This is a genomic window from Brachybacterium endophyticum, assembly GCF_003130585.1.
Taxonomy (GTDB): Bacteria; Actinomycetota; Actinomycetes; order Actinomycetales; family Dermabacteraceae; genus Brachybacterium; species Brachybacterium endophyticum.
The window spans coordinates 89,903-105,027 of the sequence record NZ_QFKX01000001.1; the positions used below are offsets into that span (position 1 = coordinate 89,903).

At 72.3% G+C, this 15,125-nt stretch carries 13 protein-coding genes; 5 read left to right on the forward strand and 8 right to left on the reverse strand.

What is annotated here, in order from left to right; all coding sequences use genetic code 11:
- Window positions 1-90: 90 nt before the first annotated feature.
- Together DEO23_RS00420 and DEO23_RS00425 are read right to left on the reverse strand one after the other, a co-directional pair.
- Window positions 91-522 (reverse strand): GNAT family N-acetyltransferase, encoded by a 432-nt coding sequence (locus tag DEO23_RS00420; RefSeq protein ID WP_109274049.1) that lies wholly within the window; start codon window positions 520-522, stop codon window positions 91-93.
- Window positions 519-1,640 (reverse strand): pirin family protein, encoded by a 1,122-nt coding sequence (locus tag DEO23_RS00425; RefSeq protein ID WP_109274050.1) that lies wholly within the window; start codon window positions 1,638-1,640, stop codon window positions 519-521. Before DEO23_RS00425 ends, DEO23_RS00420 begins: the two co-directional genes overlap by 4 nt.
- Before the next feature lie 150 nt (window positions 1,641-1,790).
- On the opposite strand from DEO23_RS00425, the gene DEO23_RS00430 reads away from it, so the two are divergent.
- The 4 genes from DEO23_RS00430 (at window position 1,791) to DEO23_RS00445 (ending at window position 6,274) form a co-directional block, all read left to right on the forward strand.
- Complete coding sequence (locus DEO23_RS00430; protein WP_109274051.1) at window positions 1,791-2,561, forward strand: TetR/AcrR family transcriptional regulator; 771 nt, start codon at window positions 1,791-1,793, stop codon at window positions 2,559-2,561.
- Window positions 2,558-3,565 carry an ABC transporter ATP-binding protein gene (locus DEO23_RS00435; RefSeq protein ID WP_109274052.1) on the forward strand — a complete coding sequence of 336 codons (1,008 nt, stop codon included), beginning with the start codon at window positions 2,558-2,560 and terminating at the stop codon, window positions 3,563-3,565. The genes DEO23_RS00430 and DEO23_RS00435 overlap by 4 nt, the downstream gene beginning before the upstream one ends.
- Complete coding sequence (locus DEO23_RS00440; protein ID WP_109274053.1) at window positions 3,562-5,277, forward strand: ABC transporter permease; 1,716 nt, start codon at window positions 3,562-3,564, stop codon at window positions 5,275-5,277. The genes DEO23_RS00435 and DEO23_RS00440 overlap by 4 nt, the downstream gene beginning before the upstream one ends.
- Before the next feature lie 175 nt (window positions 5,278-5,452).
- On the forward strand, window positions 5,453-6,274 hold the full coding sequence (locus tag DEO23_RS00445; RefSeq protein WP_240613140.1) for an HpcH/HpaI aldolase/citrate lyase family protein: 822 nt from the start codon (window positions 5,453-5,455) through the stop codon (window positions 6,272-6,274).
- Window positions 6,275-6,424: 150 nt separating this feature from the next.
- On the opposite strand, the gene DEO23_RS00450 is transcribed toward DEO23_RS00445, so the two are convergent.
- From DEO23_RS00450 to DEO23_RS00475, 6 genes are all read right to left on the reverse strand, one after another.
- Window positions 6,425-7,534: a LacI family DNA-binding transcriptional regulator gene (locus tag DEO23_RS00450; RefSeq protein ID WP_109274055.1), complete on the reverse strand. Its 1,110-nt coding sequence runs from the start codon at window positions 7,532-7,534 to the stop codon at window positions 6,425-6,427.
- A 35-nt stretch (window positions 7,535-7,569) separates the two neighbouring features.
- A complete protein-coding gene (locus tag DEO23_RS00455; protein ID WP_109274056.1) occupies window positions 7,570-8,790 on the reverse strand; it encodes a Gfo/Idh/MocA family protein in 1,221 nt (406 codons plus the stop codon).
- Window positions 8,790-9,647: a ThuA domain-containing protein gene (locus DEO23_RS00460; RefSeq protein ID WP_109274057.1), complete on the reverse strand. Its 858-nt coding sequence runs from the start codon at window positions 9,645-9,647 to the stop codon at window positions 8,790-8,792. Before DEO23_RS00460 ends, DEO23_RS00455 begins: the two co-directional genes overlap by 1 nt.
- 127 nt (window positions 9,648-9,774) lie before the next feature.
- Entirely contained in the window at window positions 9,775-10,653 is an 879-nt protein-coding gene (locus DEO23_RS00465) for a carbohydrate ABC transporter permease (RefSeq protein ID WP_109274058.1), read from the reverse strand.
- Between the two features lie 5 nt (window positions 10,654-10,658).
- Complete coding sequence (locus DEO23_RS00470) at window positions 10,659-11,636, reverse strand: carbohydrate ABC transporter permease (protein WP_109274059.1); 978 nt, start codon at window positions 11,634-11,636, stop codon at window positions 10,659-10,661.
- Window positions 11,637-11,651: 15 nt separating this feature from the next.
- Window positions 11,652-12,950 carry an ABC transporter substrate-binding protein gene (locus DEO23_RS00475; RefSeq protein WP_109274060.1) on the reverse strand — a complete coding sequence of 433 codons (1,299 nt, stop codon included), beginning with the start codon at window positions 12,948-12,950 and terminating at the stop codon, window positions 11,652-11,654.
- Between the two features lie 412 nt (window positions 12,951-13,362).
- Here DEO23_RS00475 and DEO23_RS00480 point away from each other — a divergent pair, with 412 nt between their 5' ends.
- Window positions 13,363-15,072, forward strand: coding sequence for a dihydroxyacetone kinase family protein (locus tag DEO23_RS00480; protein ID WP_109274061.1), 1,710 nt, complete (start codon window positions 13,363-13,365; stop codon window positions 15,070-15,072).
- Window positions 15,073-15,125: the final 53 nt, after the last annotated feature.

The following is a 15,125-nucleotide window of genomic DNA, read 5'->3' on the forward strand; positions in this document are numbered from 1 at the left end:
CGGAGACGCGACGGTGCGGCCCACGTCGATCCTGCCGGATCCGCTCGTCCCGCCCGGGCCGAACGCGGCGGCGTCCGGGGGAGGAGACGCTCAGTCCGTTTCGATCGCCCGCAGGTGCTCGGGTGTCACCTCGTCGACGTGATCCTCGACCTCGTCGTGGTTGCCGACCCAGCGCGCGACGTACGGGCAGACGGGCACGATGCGCCGCCCCTCCGCGATGCTCTCGTCCAGGGCGGTGCGGGTCAGGGTCGAGGCCAGCCCCCGCCCTTCGTACTCGTCGAAGACGACGGTGTGGAAGAAGATCCGCTGCGTGCTGCCGCCCTGCTCGAGGTCGCGATACTTCGAGAAGCCGGCGTGGTGCTCGCCGACGAACACGTCGAAGCGCTGCTTGTCCGGGTCATCCCGCACGGTGGTGCGATCCGCGCTCGCCCCGTCGGTCACGCCCTGCTCGGCGCCGGCGGGAGCCTCGCTGCGCGAGTGGCTGCCGGGGGTGTTGTCGGGGTCGCTGCTGGGCTCGGTCATGACCTGGATCCTCTCGGCTGACGACGGGGTCGGAGACGCGCATGGGGGAGTGCCGGCGCGGGCAGCGGCGCCGGGGTGTCGGAGGGGAACGGACCGAAGCGGTCGGATCGGGGCGGGACCGTGGCGGGGAAGGCCGGAGGGCCCGACGGGGCGTCGTCCGCGGCGATCTCGTGCTGCCACTGCTCGCGGAAGGCCGCGATCTCCTCGTGGGAGCGGCCCACGAAGTTCCACCACATGACGATCTCCTCCTCGAAGGGCGGGCCGCCGATGAGGATCAGACGTGCAGGCTCCGCGCCGGCCTCCAGCACGAGGTGGGAGGCGCCGACGGGGAGATGCACGAGGTCGTCGGGCTGCAGGTCGACGGGTTCGTCCTCCCGTGGGGCGCCGTCCCCGGTCGTCTCGGTGCGGGTCGCCACGTGGACCGTTCCCGCATCGACGAGGACGCCGTGCTCGAAGGTGGGGTCCACCGGGAGGAGGAGTCGGCCAGCGGTCGGGAGCAGCACCTCGGCCGCGAGGGCGGTGGTGCGGGTGTCGATCGGTGAGGGGGCCGTTCCGGTGGCGACGGCGTCCGCGGCGTCACCCGCGGCGGTGGCCTCCGCGAGCTCGCCGAGATAGGTGCGCACCGCGCCGCCGGGCACCTCGACGAGGGGAGCGACATGGTGCTGGGAGCCGGGATCGCCGTGACGCTCGGACTCGGGCAGGGCGTACCAGAGCTGGACGCCGTGCAGCGTCCTCGTGTCGGCCGTGGAGAACTCCGAGTGGGAGACCCCGCGCCCGGCGATCATCAGGTTGACCTCGCCCGGCCGCACCGTGTTCGCGAAGTCCGTGGAGTCCCGATGCTCGATCCGGCCCTCGAACAGCAGCGTCACCGTCGCCAGGCCCGTGTGCGGGTGGCGCGGGACGGCCATGCCGCCGCTCGCGGCGACGTCGTCGGGCCCGAAGTGGTCGACGAAGCACCAGGGGCCGATCAGCGAGCGCTCGCGGTGGGGGAGGGTGCGGCGCACGGTCATCGCGCGCGGCCCGCCGAGCGGGACCTCGCGCGGGGTGATGACGGTGGGGCCGACGTGCTCGGCGGCCGCGCAGCGCACTTCCTGCGGGTTCTTCTCGGTCGTCGACATGCGCGCCTCCCGTCCGACGTCGGCGTGCTCAGCCTATGCCCGACGGGCGCGGTGGGAGCACGCCTGCAGCGGACTCTTGTGCTGGCGTGAACGGGCGTTTACAGTGATGCCCAGAGGTGTGAACACGTGTTCACGGCGAGAGGAGCGGGAATGGTCCCGTCGACGGAGTCGAGCACGACCCCTGGGCCAGGCCCGGGGCCCGAGGGCATCGACGAGGACCCTCTGCTGGTCACGGCGATCGAGCGGTTCGCGTACGAGGGCTCGGCCGCGACCCTGCGGGGGATCGCGAAGGAGGCCGGTGTCAGCGCCGCCCTGTTGGTCAAGCGCTTCGGCTCGAAGGAGGGGCTGCGGCGTGCGTGCGATGCGGTGGTGCTCGAGCGGATCGTGCGGACCAAGCGGATCTCGATCGCGGCGGCCTCCCAGCGGCGCCTGGTCTGGGGCCTGCCGGCCGATGCCGACCAGGCCGTCCTGCTCGGGTACGTCCTGCAGGCGGTGCTCGCGGGCGGCGAGGCAGGACGCACCTTCCTCGAGCACATGATGGCCGATGCCGAGGGGTACACCGGCGAGGCGGTCGAGGCGGGTATCGCGCGGCCCAGCCGGGACGAGGCGGCCCGGGCGAAGTTCCTGGTGATGAGCGGGGTCGGGGCGCTTCTGATCTCGATGCTGATGACCAAGGGGGCCGGCGGGGCGGCCGCCCAGGACCTCGACACGCTGCTCGCCCACGCCCAGGACGAGGTGGCCCTGCCGATGCTCGAGATGTACACCGACGGCTTCTTCACCGATCCGAGCATCCTGCGCGACTACGCGGCGAACCTGCGCGACGCCGACGCCACGAACCCCGATGGCGCCACGAACCCCGATGGCGCCGCGAACCCCGATGGCACCACGAGCTCCGACCAACCGCCCCGGGAGGCGTCATGAGCGTGATCGACATCCGCGAGCTGACCAAGTCCTTCGGCCACACCCGCGCGCTGGACGGGCTGGACCTGCAGGTCGGCGAGGGCGAGGTGCGTGGCTTCCTGGGGCCCAACGGCGCCGGCAAGTCCACCACCATCCGGGTGCTGCTGGGGCTGCTGCGCGCCGACGGCGGCAGCGCCCGCCTGTTCGGCGGCGACCCGTGGTCGGACCCGGTCGCGCTGCACCGTCGCCTGGCCTACGTGCCGGGGGACGTCGCCCTGTGGCCGAACCTCACCGGCGGGGAATGCATCGACTACCTGTCCCGCCTGCGCGGCCGCACCGACCCTGCACGCCGCGCGGCCCTGCTGGAGCGCTTCGAGCTCGATCCGCGCAAGAAGGCCCGGACCTACTCCAAGGGCAACCGCCAGAAGGTGGCCCTGGTCGCCGCGCTCGCCAGCGATGCCGAGCTGTACGTGCTGGACGAACCCACCTCGGGGCTGGACCCGCTGATGGAGGCCGTCTTCACCCAGGAGGTCCGCGCGCTGCGGGACCAGGGTCGCTCGGTGCTGCTGAGCAGCCACATCCTCAGCGAGGTCGAGAAGCTCTGCGACACCGTCACCATCATCCGCGCCGGGCGCGCCGTCGAATCGGGGACCCTCACGCAGCTGCGCCACCTCACCCGCACCCGCGTGAGCGCCGTCGTGCGCGGTGACGTCCGCCCGATCCTGGCGATCCCCGGCACCCACGAGCGCACGTCCGAACGCCCCGTCGGTGCCGACGGCGGCGACGGTGCCGTCGGCGGCGCCGGTGCCGGTGCCGCCGGCCCGGATCGTGCGGCGGGTCCCGTCGGTACCGGCACCACGCGCCTCACCCTGGAGGTCGAGCCCTCGGCGCTCGACGAGGTGCTGCGGGCGCTCGCCCGCGAGGGCGTTGAGACGATGACGGCGTCGCCGCCCTCCCTCGAGGACCTCTTCCTGGGCCACTACGGCGACCAGCACGCCCCGCAGGCCTCCCGGGAGCGGGCATGAACGCCTCCGGCGCGGAACCGCTCACCGCCCGGCCCGCCGCCGGCACCCCGCGTCATCCCAGCCATCGGGCCGACGTGCACCGCGGACCCGTCGGATCGGAGCTGGCGGGAACGCTGATGATCGCCCGCCACATCCTGCGCCGGGACCGGGTGCGGTTGTGCGTGTGGGCGATCGCGCTGACCGCTTTCGTGCTGTATTTCAGCGTCGCCCTGCGCACCGTCTTCGACCCCGAGGCGCTCGCCGCCCGCGCCGCCGTCATGCGCACCCCCTCCGGGATCGTCATGGGCGGGCCCGGGTACGGCCTGGACCACTACACGCCGATGGTCGCCGTCGCCAACGAGGGCATCACCTGGATCGTCGCGGCACTGGGCATCATGAGCCTCCTGCACGTGGTGCGCCACACCCGCGCCGAGGAGGATGCCGGACGGGCCGAGCTGATGGGCGCCGGAGCCGTCGGCCGACACGCACCGGCGCTCGCGACGCTCCTGGTGCTGACCGCACAGCTGCTGGTGATCACGGTGCTGGGGGCGCTCGCCACCCTCGCCGGCGGCGACGACGCCTCGTTCCTCGACGGGCTCGGGATGATGGGCGGCAGCACCCTGGCCGCGCTCGTGATCGGGGCGGTGGCCCTGCTCGCGAGCGAGGTCGCCGCGACCTCCCGCACCGCCACCGGCCTGGCCCTCGCCGGCCTCGCCCTCCTGTTCGCCGTGCGCGCCGCCGGGGACCTCATCCACCGCGAGGGCTCACTGCTGTCGTGGTTCTCGCCCTTCGCCTGGCCCCAGCAGATGCGTCCCTTCGTGGACCTGCGATGGTGGCCGGCGCTGCTGTCGGTCGCGGCAGTGCTCGTGCTGCTGGCCGTCGCCGCCGGCCTCTCGCGTCGGCGCGACCTGGGCCGAGGACTGGTCGCCGACCGTGCGGGCCGGTCGCAAGCGACGTCGTGGCTGCGCAGCCCGCTCGCTCTGGCGTGGCGCCAGCAGCGCGGGATGCTGCTGTGGAGCTGCCTCGGGCTCGGCCTGCTCTGGCTCGCCACCGGCACGATGATGTCCACCCTCGCCGACATGGGGCGCGACCTGGTCTCCCAGACGCCCGCGCTCGCCGGGATGCTCGGCAGCGACAGCTCGGCCTTCACCGGGCAGTTCCTGGACCTGATCCTGCTGTTCGCCGCGCTGTGCGCCGCCGCCTACGGCATCGTCGCCTCCGGCCAGCACTGCCGCGCCGAGGAGACCAGCGGACGCCTCGAGGCCGTGCTCGCCGCCCCCGTGAGCCGGCGGCGCTGGCTGACCGCGCAGCTGCTGGTCGCGCTGACCGGGACCGCTGTGCTGCTCGTCGTCTCGGTCGCCGCGCTCGCCGCCGGGGCGCTGGCCGTGGGCGTCGACGACCCCGACGTCGGCCGGTACGGGGCCGCACTGCTCGCGCACCTGCCGGCGACCCTGGTGTTCGCGGCGCTGTCGGCCGCGCTCTTCGCGTGGGTCCCGCGCGGAGGAGGACTGGCCTGGATGCTGATCGCCGTCGTGTTCGGGATCGCGATGTTCGGGGAGATGCTCGACCTGCCGGACTGGGTGCAGGGCATCTCCCCGTTCCACTGGGTGCCCGACTCCTTCACCGAGGACACCGACCCGGCCGGTCCCCTGATGCTGCTCGCGGTGGATGCGGTGCTCAGCGCGCTGGCCCTGGTGGGCATCGGCCGACGCGCCATCGACGGCGGACTGTGACGGGCCGGGTGGCATCCAGTCCGGCCGTGATCTGAGAGGCGCCGGCGTGGGCGGAGTCCGCGCACGCGTCGCTCCTGTCGTAGCCTCGGGGCGGACCCGACGGCGCCGTACGGGACCAGCACTCCGCGGCGTCGTATCAGGGCCGTCTCAGGCACGAACCGTTGGAGGACCACCCGTGACACACGTTCCCGCAGAGATCTCGCGCTCCTGGCTGCTGGTCTCCGGACGACACAGCGAGCAGTTCGACCGGGCCGTGCGCACCCGCGCGGACCAGGTGGTGCTCGACATCGAGGACGCGGTCGACCCCCAGCACAAGGCCGAGGCCCGCGGTGACGTGGTGCGCTGGCTCGAGGACGGCTCCGCCTGGGTGCGGATCAACGATCGCTCGAGCCCGTTCTGGGAGGAGGACGTCGACGCCCTGGCCGAGGTCTCCGGCCTCGAGGGCGTGGTGCTGGCGAAGGCGGAGGCCCCCGAGCAGGTCACCGAGACCGCCGAACGCCTGGGCGGCAGCACTCCCGTGATCGCGCTGGTCGAGTCCGCCCTCGGCATCGAGGAGGCCGTCTCCATCGCCCGCGCCCGCGGCGCCTTCCGCCTCGCCTTCGGCAGCGGCGACTACCGGCGCGACACCGGGACCAGCTCCGACGACCTCGCCATGGCCTACCCCCGCTCCCGCCTCGTGGTCGCCAGCCGGATCGGCGACCTGCCGGGCCCGATCGACGGGCCCACCGTCGGCTCGAGCCACCCGATCCTGCGCGAGCAGTCGACCACCGCGGTCTCCCTGGGCATGACCGGGAAGCTCTGCCTGGACATCGACCAGCTCAGCGTCATCAACGAGACCATCAGCCCCACGCCCTCCGACGTCGAATGGGCACGGGACTTCCTCGCCGACTTCGCCGACCGCGGCGGCGTCATCCGCGACGGCAGCGACCTGCCGCGCCTGGGCCGGGCCCGGAAGATCGAGCACCTCGCGAGCGCCTTCGGCATCGACCCGGCGTGAGGGGGTGGGTGGGGGTCCTGCGGTAGGAGCCCGCGCCAGGGGTCGGAGAGGTCGGATGGGCCTGCGCGGGACTAATAGCGCATCATCTGCCATATATGGCACATGATGCGCTATGAGTCCCTTCGCGGCCCACGGGACCCGTCGCGGCCCTCAGGTCTCGCCGATCTCGCCTGTCCCGTCGGCGCCGCTGTCCTCGGCAGCCCCGCCGGCCTCGATCGCCGTGCCGTCGCTGCCGTGTCCACCGGCCCCGCCGCCCCCGACGCCGGATCCGCGCGACGCGCCACCTTGCACCCACTCCGGCTCCACCAGGGTCACCCGCGGTGTGGCGCCCTCCTCGCGCAGCAGACGCACGAGCTCGCGCACCGCGCGCTCGCTGATCTCCACCCGTCGCGGATCGACCCGCGGGACCGTGGCGAGCAGGGGGCTGATGGCGGCGAGGTCCTCGTCGGTCAGGGCGATGACCTGCAGGCCCGGTTCCTCGAGCGCGCCCGTCGCGGCGATCGCGAAGAGCACCTCGGTCACACCCGAGAGGCCGAAGACGGCCGTGCGGCCCCCGGACGCGGCCAGATCCCGGGCCCGACGGGGCACCTCGGGCAGGTCGCCCGCGTCGAGCACGACGTTCAACCCTGTCGACCGCGACTGCTCCTCGACGCCCAGGAGGAAGCGGGAGACGTCGTTGCGATGACGGCGATGACCGGGCTCGCCGAACAGCAGCAGGTTCTCGCAGCCCAGCTCGAGCCCGCGGTCCACGACCATCCGCCCCAGGCGCTCGAAATCGAGGTCCACGACCGAGCCGTTGGGGAAGTCCACGGGCTTGCCGATCAGCACGAACGGCAGTCCCGACTCGACGACCGCGGCCACGCGCTCGTCGTGACGCCCGATCTCCATCAGGATCAGCGCCTCGCACACGCCGGTGCGCACCACACGGTGGATCCCGCGGGCGCCCTCCTGGGCGGTGACCAGCAGGATGTCGTAGCCGAAGCGCTGGGCCTCGCGGGCGACGGCGCCGACGAACCGCATCAGCACGGCATCGCTGCCGTACGCCTCGGGGACCATCAGCCCGATCACGCCGCTGCGACGCGAGCGCAGCGCCCGGGCTCCCGAGTTCGGGTGGTAGCCGAGCTTCTCGATCGCGTCCTCGACGCGTCGGCGGGTGGCGGGGGAGATGGGGCGGGAGCCGGTGAGGACGTAGCTCACCGTGCTCTGCGAGACCCCGGCCAGCCGTGCGACGTCCTGACTGGTCGGCGCGCTCCTTCTCACCGTTTCCTCACCGCTTCGCCCCCTCCGACGACGTCTCAGACCGCCGGTCCACCGGCTCCCACAGTGTTCCACGAGCGTGCTGCATCACCGGTCCACGAGCGCGCGGCATCCCACTGCTCGAGGGCGCTGCTGCGACCGTCGGCCCGGTCGAGCTCGCGCGCCGCTTCGAGGGCGGCGTCGAGGATCTCGGACAGGTGCACGGTCCGCTCCTCGGCCGCGGAGCGGACTGCCGCCTCGACGATCGCCTGGGTCCAGATGTTCTCGTGGACCTCGGAGTCCGGCTCGCCGCGGCCGCGCACGGCCTGGCAGAACACCTCGAGGGAGGAGTCGAGCTCCCACAGGGCGTCCTCCGACGGGGCGCGACCCGGCACCGGATCCTGCCCGCCGCCGCCATCGGTGCCGGCGCCGGGGACGGTCACCGGGACCCCCTCGCCGTCCCAGTGCACGGTCCCGGTCGGGCAGCTCAGGGCCCATTCGCCGTTCCAGCTGGTCTCGGCGCCCGGCGAGCACCACGAGCCCTCGAAGGTGTGCACCGCGCCGGAGTCGTAGCGGACCACCACCGTCGCGGCGGCATCCCCGTCGTACCAGCTCCAGGCGGGGTTGTACGAGGTCGCGGTGACCGATACGGGGGTGCCCTCGACCAGGACCCGGGCGGCGTCGAAGGCGTGGATGGCCATGTCCACGATCAGCGGTTGGACCATCTGCTCGCGGAACCCCCCGAAGTGCGGGGCACGGGAGAAGCGTGTCGCCACGATCCCCGCGCCGCCGAGCTCGCGGGCCAGGCGGCCGGCCTCCCGCAGGTGCGGGTTGTGGCGCCGGGACTGGGAGACCATGAACAGCTGCCCGGTGGTCTCGGAGTGGCCGGCCAGCGAGAGGGCCTGGGTGAGCGTCGCCGCGCACGGCTTCTCCCCGAGCACGGGAAGACCCGCGTGCAGGGCGTCGGCCGTGACGGGGTGGTGGGCCTCCGGGATGGTGACGTCGATGATCGCCGCGGCGCCGGCGGCGCGGGCGACCTGCAGCATGTCCGTCCCGGTTCGGACGTCGGCCTGCGACTCCTCGGGCACGAGGTCCGCGAGCGCGCTCGCCGCCGCGCCGTCGACCACGTCGACCACGCCCACCAGGCGCGCCGATCGTGAGCGCAGCACGGTGGCGATCCAGGCGCGCCCCATGCCGCCGGCGCCGACGACGACCACCGGCAGGCGCGTCTGATCCGCGCTGTGCGCGCTGCCCGCTGTCACCACGGCCTGATCCGCCATCACTCGCCCTTCCCCGCGGCCTCGGCGTCGCCCACGCCCTGCCCGCTCTCACCGGTGAGGAACCAGTCGGTGGGGTAGCGGTCCAGGAACGGCACCTCGCGCTCGGCCGCGGCCGGCCGCGCCCAGTCCACGCCGTTGGCGATCACGCGGCGCACGTCGGGGTGCTGGTAGACGGGGTAGTCCTGGTCACCGGGGGAGAAGTAGAAGATCTTGCCCTTGCCGCGGCGGAAGCAGCAGCCCGAGCGGAACACCTCCCCGCCGCTGAAGGAGGAGACGAACACGAGCTCGTCGGGCACGGGGATGTCGAAGTGCTCGCCGTACATCTCCTGCTCGTCGATCACGATCGGGTGGGGGATGCCCGCGGCGATCGGGTGCGAGGGGTTCACGGTCCACACCAGCTCCCGGTCGCGCTCGTTGCGCCAGCGCAGGGTGCAGGTGGTGCCCATGAGGCGGGTGAAGGGCTTGGACCAGTGGCCCGAGTGCAGGACCACGAGGCCCATCCCGGCCAGCACGTGGCGCTGGACCCGCTCGGCGACCTCGTCGCTGACCTCGTCGTGCGCCATGTGTCCCCACCAGGTGAGCACGTCGGTCTGCGCGAGCACCTCCTCGCTGAGCCCGTGCTCGGGGTCGTCGAGCAGGGCGATCCGGGTGGCGACGCCCTCACCCAGGTTCTCCGTGACGGCGTCGCGGATCGCGGAGTGCATCCCCTCGGGATAGTTCTCGCGCACCCGCGCATCGCGCTTCTCGTGGCGGTTCTCGCCCCACACGGTGACGCGCAGCGGGCGGGAGGCCGACGTCGACGCCGCCGCTCCGGTGGTGGAGGCGGCGGGCGAGGCGTTCTGGGAGGTCGTGGTCATCGGGGTCGGGGTCCTTTCCCGGGTCGTCGGACAGATGCGGTGGGTCGGCGGGTGGTACGTCGGGCGGAAGTGGGTCCGCAGGTGGTGGGCCGGCAGGTCGTGGGTCGGTGGGGAGCCGACGGGAGGGTCATTTCACGGCGCCTCCGGTGGCGCCCGCGGCGATGTACTTCTGGGCGGCGATCATCAGCACCACGGCCGGGACGGAGGAGAGCACGGCCGTGGCCATCACGGAGCTCCAGTCGGTGTCGTTGGTGCCGATGTACGTGTAGAGGCCGAGCGTGACCGGGCGGATGCTCTCCCCGGTGGTCAGCGTCAGGGCCATCAGGAAGTCGCTCCAGGCGAAGAGGAACGAGAAGATCCCCGCGGTGATCAGCGAGTTCCTGCTCACCGGCAGCACGATGGAGACGAAGGCGCGCAGATGGCCGCAGCCGTCCACCCGGGCGGCCTCGACGATCGAGGCGGGGAAGGTCTCGAGGTAGGCCCGCATGATGAGGATCGAGAAGGGGATGCCCTGGGTCGCGTCGGCCAGGATCAGCCCGGGCACGGTGTTGATCAGCCCCAGCGGCGTGTACGCGGTGTAGAGCGCGTTGGCGATCACGATGCCGGGGATCATCTGGCTGATCAGCACCAGGAACACCAGCACCGCCGTTCCGCGGATGCGGAACTGGGCGAGGGCGTAGGCGCACGGGGCGGCGATCACCAGCGAGAGGATCGCCGCGCCGACGGCGACGACGAGCGAGGTCAGCAGGTTCTTGCCCTGGTCGGCGAACGCCCGCGCGTAGCCGCTCGTGTCCGGGTGCAGCGGCAGCCACCCCGTGTTCAGGCTGTTGCCCTGCGGTGCCAGGGAGGCGTTGACCATCCAGTAGACGGGGAACAGCATGATCGCGACGAGCACGATGCCGATCCCCGTGTGGACGATCCCGCGCGGGGTGCGACGACGCCGGGGCGTGACGGGCGCGTCCGGCGCGGTGCGGACGCTGGCGCCGGTGGAGGCGGTGGTGGTCATGGCGATCATCCGTTCTTCGCGGCGCGGGCATTGGCGCGCAGGTAGACGACGGAGAAGAGCAGGGCGATGAGGATCAGGACGTTGCTGAGCGCGGCGCCCTGGCCGAAGTCGAACTCGAGGAAGCTCAGCTCGTAGCTGCGGGTGGCGAGGGTCTGGGTGGCGTTCGCGGGGCCGCCGCCGGTGAGGCCGATGATCAGGTCCAGCACCTTGATCGTGTAGATGACCCCGAGCAGCAGCACCACGCTGACCACGGGCCGCAGCAGCGGCAGGGTGATGTGGCGGAAGGACTTCCAGCCGGTGGCGCCGTCGAGCTGACCGGCCTCGTAGAGCTCCTCGGGGATCGCCTGCAGCCCGCTGTACAGCAGCGCGACGTTGAAGGGGATGCCCAGCCAGATGTTCACCATGATCACCGCGACCAGGGCGGTGTCGGAGCTGGTCAGCCAGCCGATGGGCTCGGAGATCAGCCCGGTGCCCTCGAGCACGCGGTTCAGCACGCCGTTGTCCTGCTCGAGGATCCACCGCCACACCGCGGCCGAGACGATCATCGGCAGCAGCCATGGCAGCAGCAGGAGCGAGCGCAGCACCCCCGACAGCGGGAAGTGCCGACGGAAGTACAGCGAGAGGCCCAGGCCGATGATGAACTGACCGATGATCGAGCCGACCGTGAACAGTCCGGTGTTGGCCAGGGCCTTGAGGAAGATGGGGTTCGAGAGCGCGCTCGCGTAGTTGTCGAGGCCGACGAACGGGGCCCGACCGTTGAAGAAGGTCGAGAAGTCGTAGGCCTGGAAGCTCATGACGACGTTCTTGACGATCGGGTAGCCGTAGAACAGCAGCAGGTAGAGCACGGCCGGGGCGATGAAGGCGTAGCGCACCAGCGCGCCGTCGCCGCTTCGCCCTCGGCGACGTGGGCGGGACACGGCGGCGGGGGAACGGCCGTCGGCCGGTCGGGTCGCCGCGAGGGCGGGGGAGTCGAGACTGGTCATCACGGGTTCCTGTTCTCAGCTCACGGTCCGGGCGGCCTCGTCGAAGGCCTTCCTCGGATCGGTGTCGTCGACGAGCACCTGCTGATTGGCGGTGTAGATCGCCTTGGCGGTGCGCGGCCACTCCGGCCCGAGCTCCCCGGTGCGCGATCGTGCGGTCGAGACCTGCTCGACGAAGGTCGCCAGGTCGGGGTTCTGCTTCGCGAACGTCCTGGCGGTGCGCGCATCACCCGGGATGGTGCTGCGGGCCGTGCCCATCTGCAGCTGGTTCGCGGGGGAGACGAAGGCCTCCAGGAGCTTCGCGGCGCTGCGCTGCTTCTCCTCGTCGCCCGTCACCGGGATCGTCCAGACCTCCCCGCCGAGCGGCGCCACGGACTCCTCACCCGCGCGGGGGACGGGCAGGGTGACCACGTCCCACTCGAGGTCGGGGGTGTCCGCCTCGAGTCCGGCGATGTTCCAGGGGCCGTTGACCGCCATCGCGGCGTTGCCCGCCTTGAACTGGTCGATCACATCGCCCTGACCCCAGTTGACGACGGAGCGGGAGGCGGAGCCGTCGCGGACCAGCTGCGACCAGAACTCGGCGGCCCCGGCGACACCCTCGCCGGCGAGGTCGTCCTCGTCACCGCCGTTGGACCACATGAAGGGCATGAACTGGAACGTGCCCTCGTAGCTGGCGATCGCTGAGAAGGCGATCCCGTAGGTGCCGTCGCCGGTCAGGGCCCGGGCGGCCTCACGGGTCTCCTCCCAGGTGGTGGGCGGGTCGATGCCGGCCTTCTCGAACATCTTCACGTCGTAGAACAGCGCGATCGTGTTGACGGTGGGGGCGATGCCGTAGAGCGTCCCGTCCAGCCGGCCGAGCTCGGCGATGGCGGGGGTGAACCCCTTCGTCGAGAACCCGTACTGCTCGAGCGGGGCGAGCGCGCCGGAGGCCGCGAGCTGCGGGAGGTCGGGGTTGTCGAGCATGAGGATGTCCGGCAACGTCTTCGAGGACCCCATCTGCAGGACCTTGGCGATCAGCTGCTCGCCCGGCACCTTCTCGCGGGTATAGGTGAGCCCCAGTCGCTTCGCGCACTCGGTGAAGGTCTTCTCGATGACGACGTCGTCCGCGGGGGTGTTGTAGTAGTCCACGATCCGCACCGAGGTGGGATCCGAGGAGGTCGAGGACCCGCAGCCGACCAGGCCCAGCGCGGCGGTGGAAGCGGCTGCGAGCCCGAACGAACGTCGGGAGAGTCGCGGGGCGGGGGAGTCGGTGCGTCGCGCGCTGTCGGTCCGCAGACCTGAGAGGCCTCCTACGGGAGGGGTCCGCTTCGGATGCATCGGGACTCGCTTTCTTCACGGTCGGCTTCTTCGCTCGGCTGCTCCGCACTGCATCGATACGAATCGATAAAGGACGGTCGACGATGACGGCTGGGGCGTGATGGGGGGTGTGCTGCGGCGGGCGCTGCGGTGCGCGTCGCGGCGAGCTGCGGACCATCATGGCCGTTGTGCTGGATGAACGCAAGGGGGCGTCGAGCCCTGGCTGCCGAATGGAGCGACGCGGGGGAGCGCGAGGAGCAGGCTGAGAGCAACGGCGGGCCGCGTCGCGAGGCGTCGATTCGTATGGCCCGGAGATCGGACGGTCGCACCTGGCCCGCCGGACCACTTTCCTATAGGATTTTCCTGCACGGGGCCCGTCCGCCCCTCGACCACGACTGCCGAGCCCGTCCGGGCTCCTCCTGGAGGATTCACGATGACGTATCTCTTCGACGACCCGAGCGCGTTCGCGGCGGATGCCGTGGCCGGACTGGTGGCCTCGCAGGAGGGCCTGACACAGGTCCACGGCGGGGTCGTCCGCACGAGTGCGACGCCGAAGGGGCAGCCGGCCCTGGTCATCGGCGGCGGCTCGGGTCACTACCCGGCGTTCGCCGGCTGGGTGGGCCGGGGGATGGGCCACGGGGCGCCGTGCGGGAACGTCTTCGCCTCCCCGTCGGCCAGCCAGGTCTACTCGGTGGCCCGCAACGCCGAGAACGGCGGCGGCGTGATCCTGGGCTTCGGGAACTACGCCGGCGACGTGCTCCACTTCGGCCTCGCCGCGCAGAAGCTGCGCGCCGAGGGGATCGACGTGCGGATCGTGAAGGTCAGCGACGACATCGCCTCGAACACCCCCGAGAACCACACCGACCGCCGCGGCATCGCCGGCGACCTGCCGGTCTTCAAGATCGCCGGCGCCGCGATCGAGGCGGGCGCCGATCTGGACGAGGCCGAGCGGATCGCGAACCGCGCCAACGAGGCGACGCGGTCCTTCGGCCTCGCCTTCGACGGTTGCGTCCTCCCCGGGGCCGACGCCCCGCTGTTCCACGTCGAGGACGGCACGATGGGCGTCGGCCTGGGGATCCACGGCGAGCCCGGAGTGCGCGACGAGCCCCTGGGCACGGCCGCCGAGGTCGCGACGCTGCTGGTCGACGGGGTCCTCGCCGAGGAGCCCGAGACCGGTGCGAACGGGTACCGCAAGCGCGCCGCCGTCGTCGTCAACGGTCTGGGAACGGTCAAGTACGAGGAGCTGTTCGTCGTCTACGGCCATGTGGCGCGTCAGCTCGAGGCCCGCGGCATCACGCCGGTGCGCCCCGAGGTCGGCGAGCACGTGACCAGCCTCGACATGGCCGGACTGTCCCTGACGCTCGTCTACCTCGACGAGGAGCTGGAGACCCACTGGCTCGCGCCGGTTGACGCGCCCGCCCTCCATCGCGGTGCGCTGCCCGCGCGCACCGAGCAGGCCCGTGGGGAGCTCTGGGCTCCGGGCGCCGATCCGATCCCGGAGGCCACCGAGGAGTCCCGGGCGTCGGCCCGCGGGATCGTCGGCGTGCTCGATCTGTTCGCGCAGGTCTGCGCCCGTGAGGAGGAGGAGCTGGGCCGGATCGACGCCATCGCCGGCGACGGCGACCACGGCCAGGGCATGGTCTACGGCACGCGGGGTGCCTCCCGCGCCGCGCAGGAGGCCGTGGCCGACGGTGCGGGTGCCCGCACCGCGCTGGTGCGTGCGGGAGAGACCTGGTCGGAATCGGCCGGTGGCACCTCCGGCGCCCTGTGGGGTGCTGCGCTGATCGCCGCCGGGGGTGTGGTGAGCGACCACGAGGAGGTCGATGACCGCAGCATCCTCGAGGCGCTGATCGCGGGGATCGACACCATCGCCGAGCTCGGCGGGGCGCGGGAGGGCGACAAGACGATGATGGACGCCGCCCTGCCCTTCCGCCGCGTGCTCGACGAACGCCGCGACGAGCCGGCCGCTGCCGTGATCACCGCGGCCGCGGACGCCGCACGCGAGGCAGCCGAGGCGACCGCGCAGATCACCGCCACCCTCGGACGCGCCCGTGTGCTCGGGGACAAGTCCAAGGGCACCCCCGATCCGGGCGCGCTGTCCTTCTCGATCCTGATGGCCGAGCTCGGGGCGCACCTGGGCTGACGCGGGGTCGCGACCGGTCGGCAGTCGGCGCGGGGCGTCGGCCGGAGCCGAGG

Coding starts and splice junctions, on each gene's coding strand:
- DEO23_RS00420 (WP_109274049.1), bottom strand. CDS start 522: ATGACCGAGCCCAGCAGCGACCCCGACAACACCCCCGGCAGCCACTCG.
- DEO23_RS00425 (WP_109274050.1), bottom strand. CDS start 1,640: ATGTCGACGACCGAGAAGAACCCGCAGGAAGTGCGCTGCGCGGCCGCC.
- DEO23_RS00430 (WP_109274051.1), top strand. CDS start 1,791: ATGGTCCCGTCGACGGAGTCGAGCACGACCCCTGGGCCAGGCCCGGGG.
- DEO23_RS00435 (WP_109274052.1), top strand. CDS start 2,558: ATGAGCGTGATCGACATCCGCGAGCTGACCAAGTCCTTCGGCCACACC.
- DEO23_RS00440 (WP_109274053.1), top strand. CDS start 3,562: ATGAACGCCTCCGGCGCGGAACCGCTCACCGCCCGGCCCGCCGCCGGC.
- DEO23_RS00455 (WP_109274056.1), bottom strand. CDS start 8,790: ATGGCGGATCAGGCCGTGGTGACAGCGGGCAGCGCGCACAGCGCGGAT.
- DEO23_RS00460 (WP_109274057.1), bottom strand. CDS start 9,647: ATGACCACGACCTCCCAGAACGCCTCGCCCGCCGCCTCCACCACCGGA.
- DEO23_RS00465 (WP_109274058.1), bottom strand. CDS start 10,653: ATGACCACCACCGCCTCCACCGGCGCCAGCGTCCGCACCGCGCCGGAC.
- DEO23_RS00470 (WP_109274059.1), bottom strand. CDS start 11,636: ATGACCAGTCTCGACTCCCCCGCCCTCGCGGCGACCCGACCGGCCGAC.
- DEO23_RS00475 (WP_109274060.1), bottom strand. CDS start 12,950: ATGCATCCGAAGCGGACCCCTCCCGTAGGAGGCCTCTCAGGTCTGCGG.
- DEO23_RS00480 (WP_109274061.1), top strand. CDS start 13,363: ATGACGTATCTCTTCGACGACCCGAGCGCGTTCGCGGCGGATGCCGTG.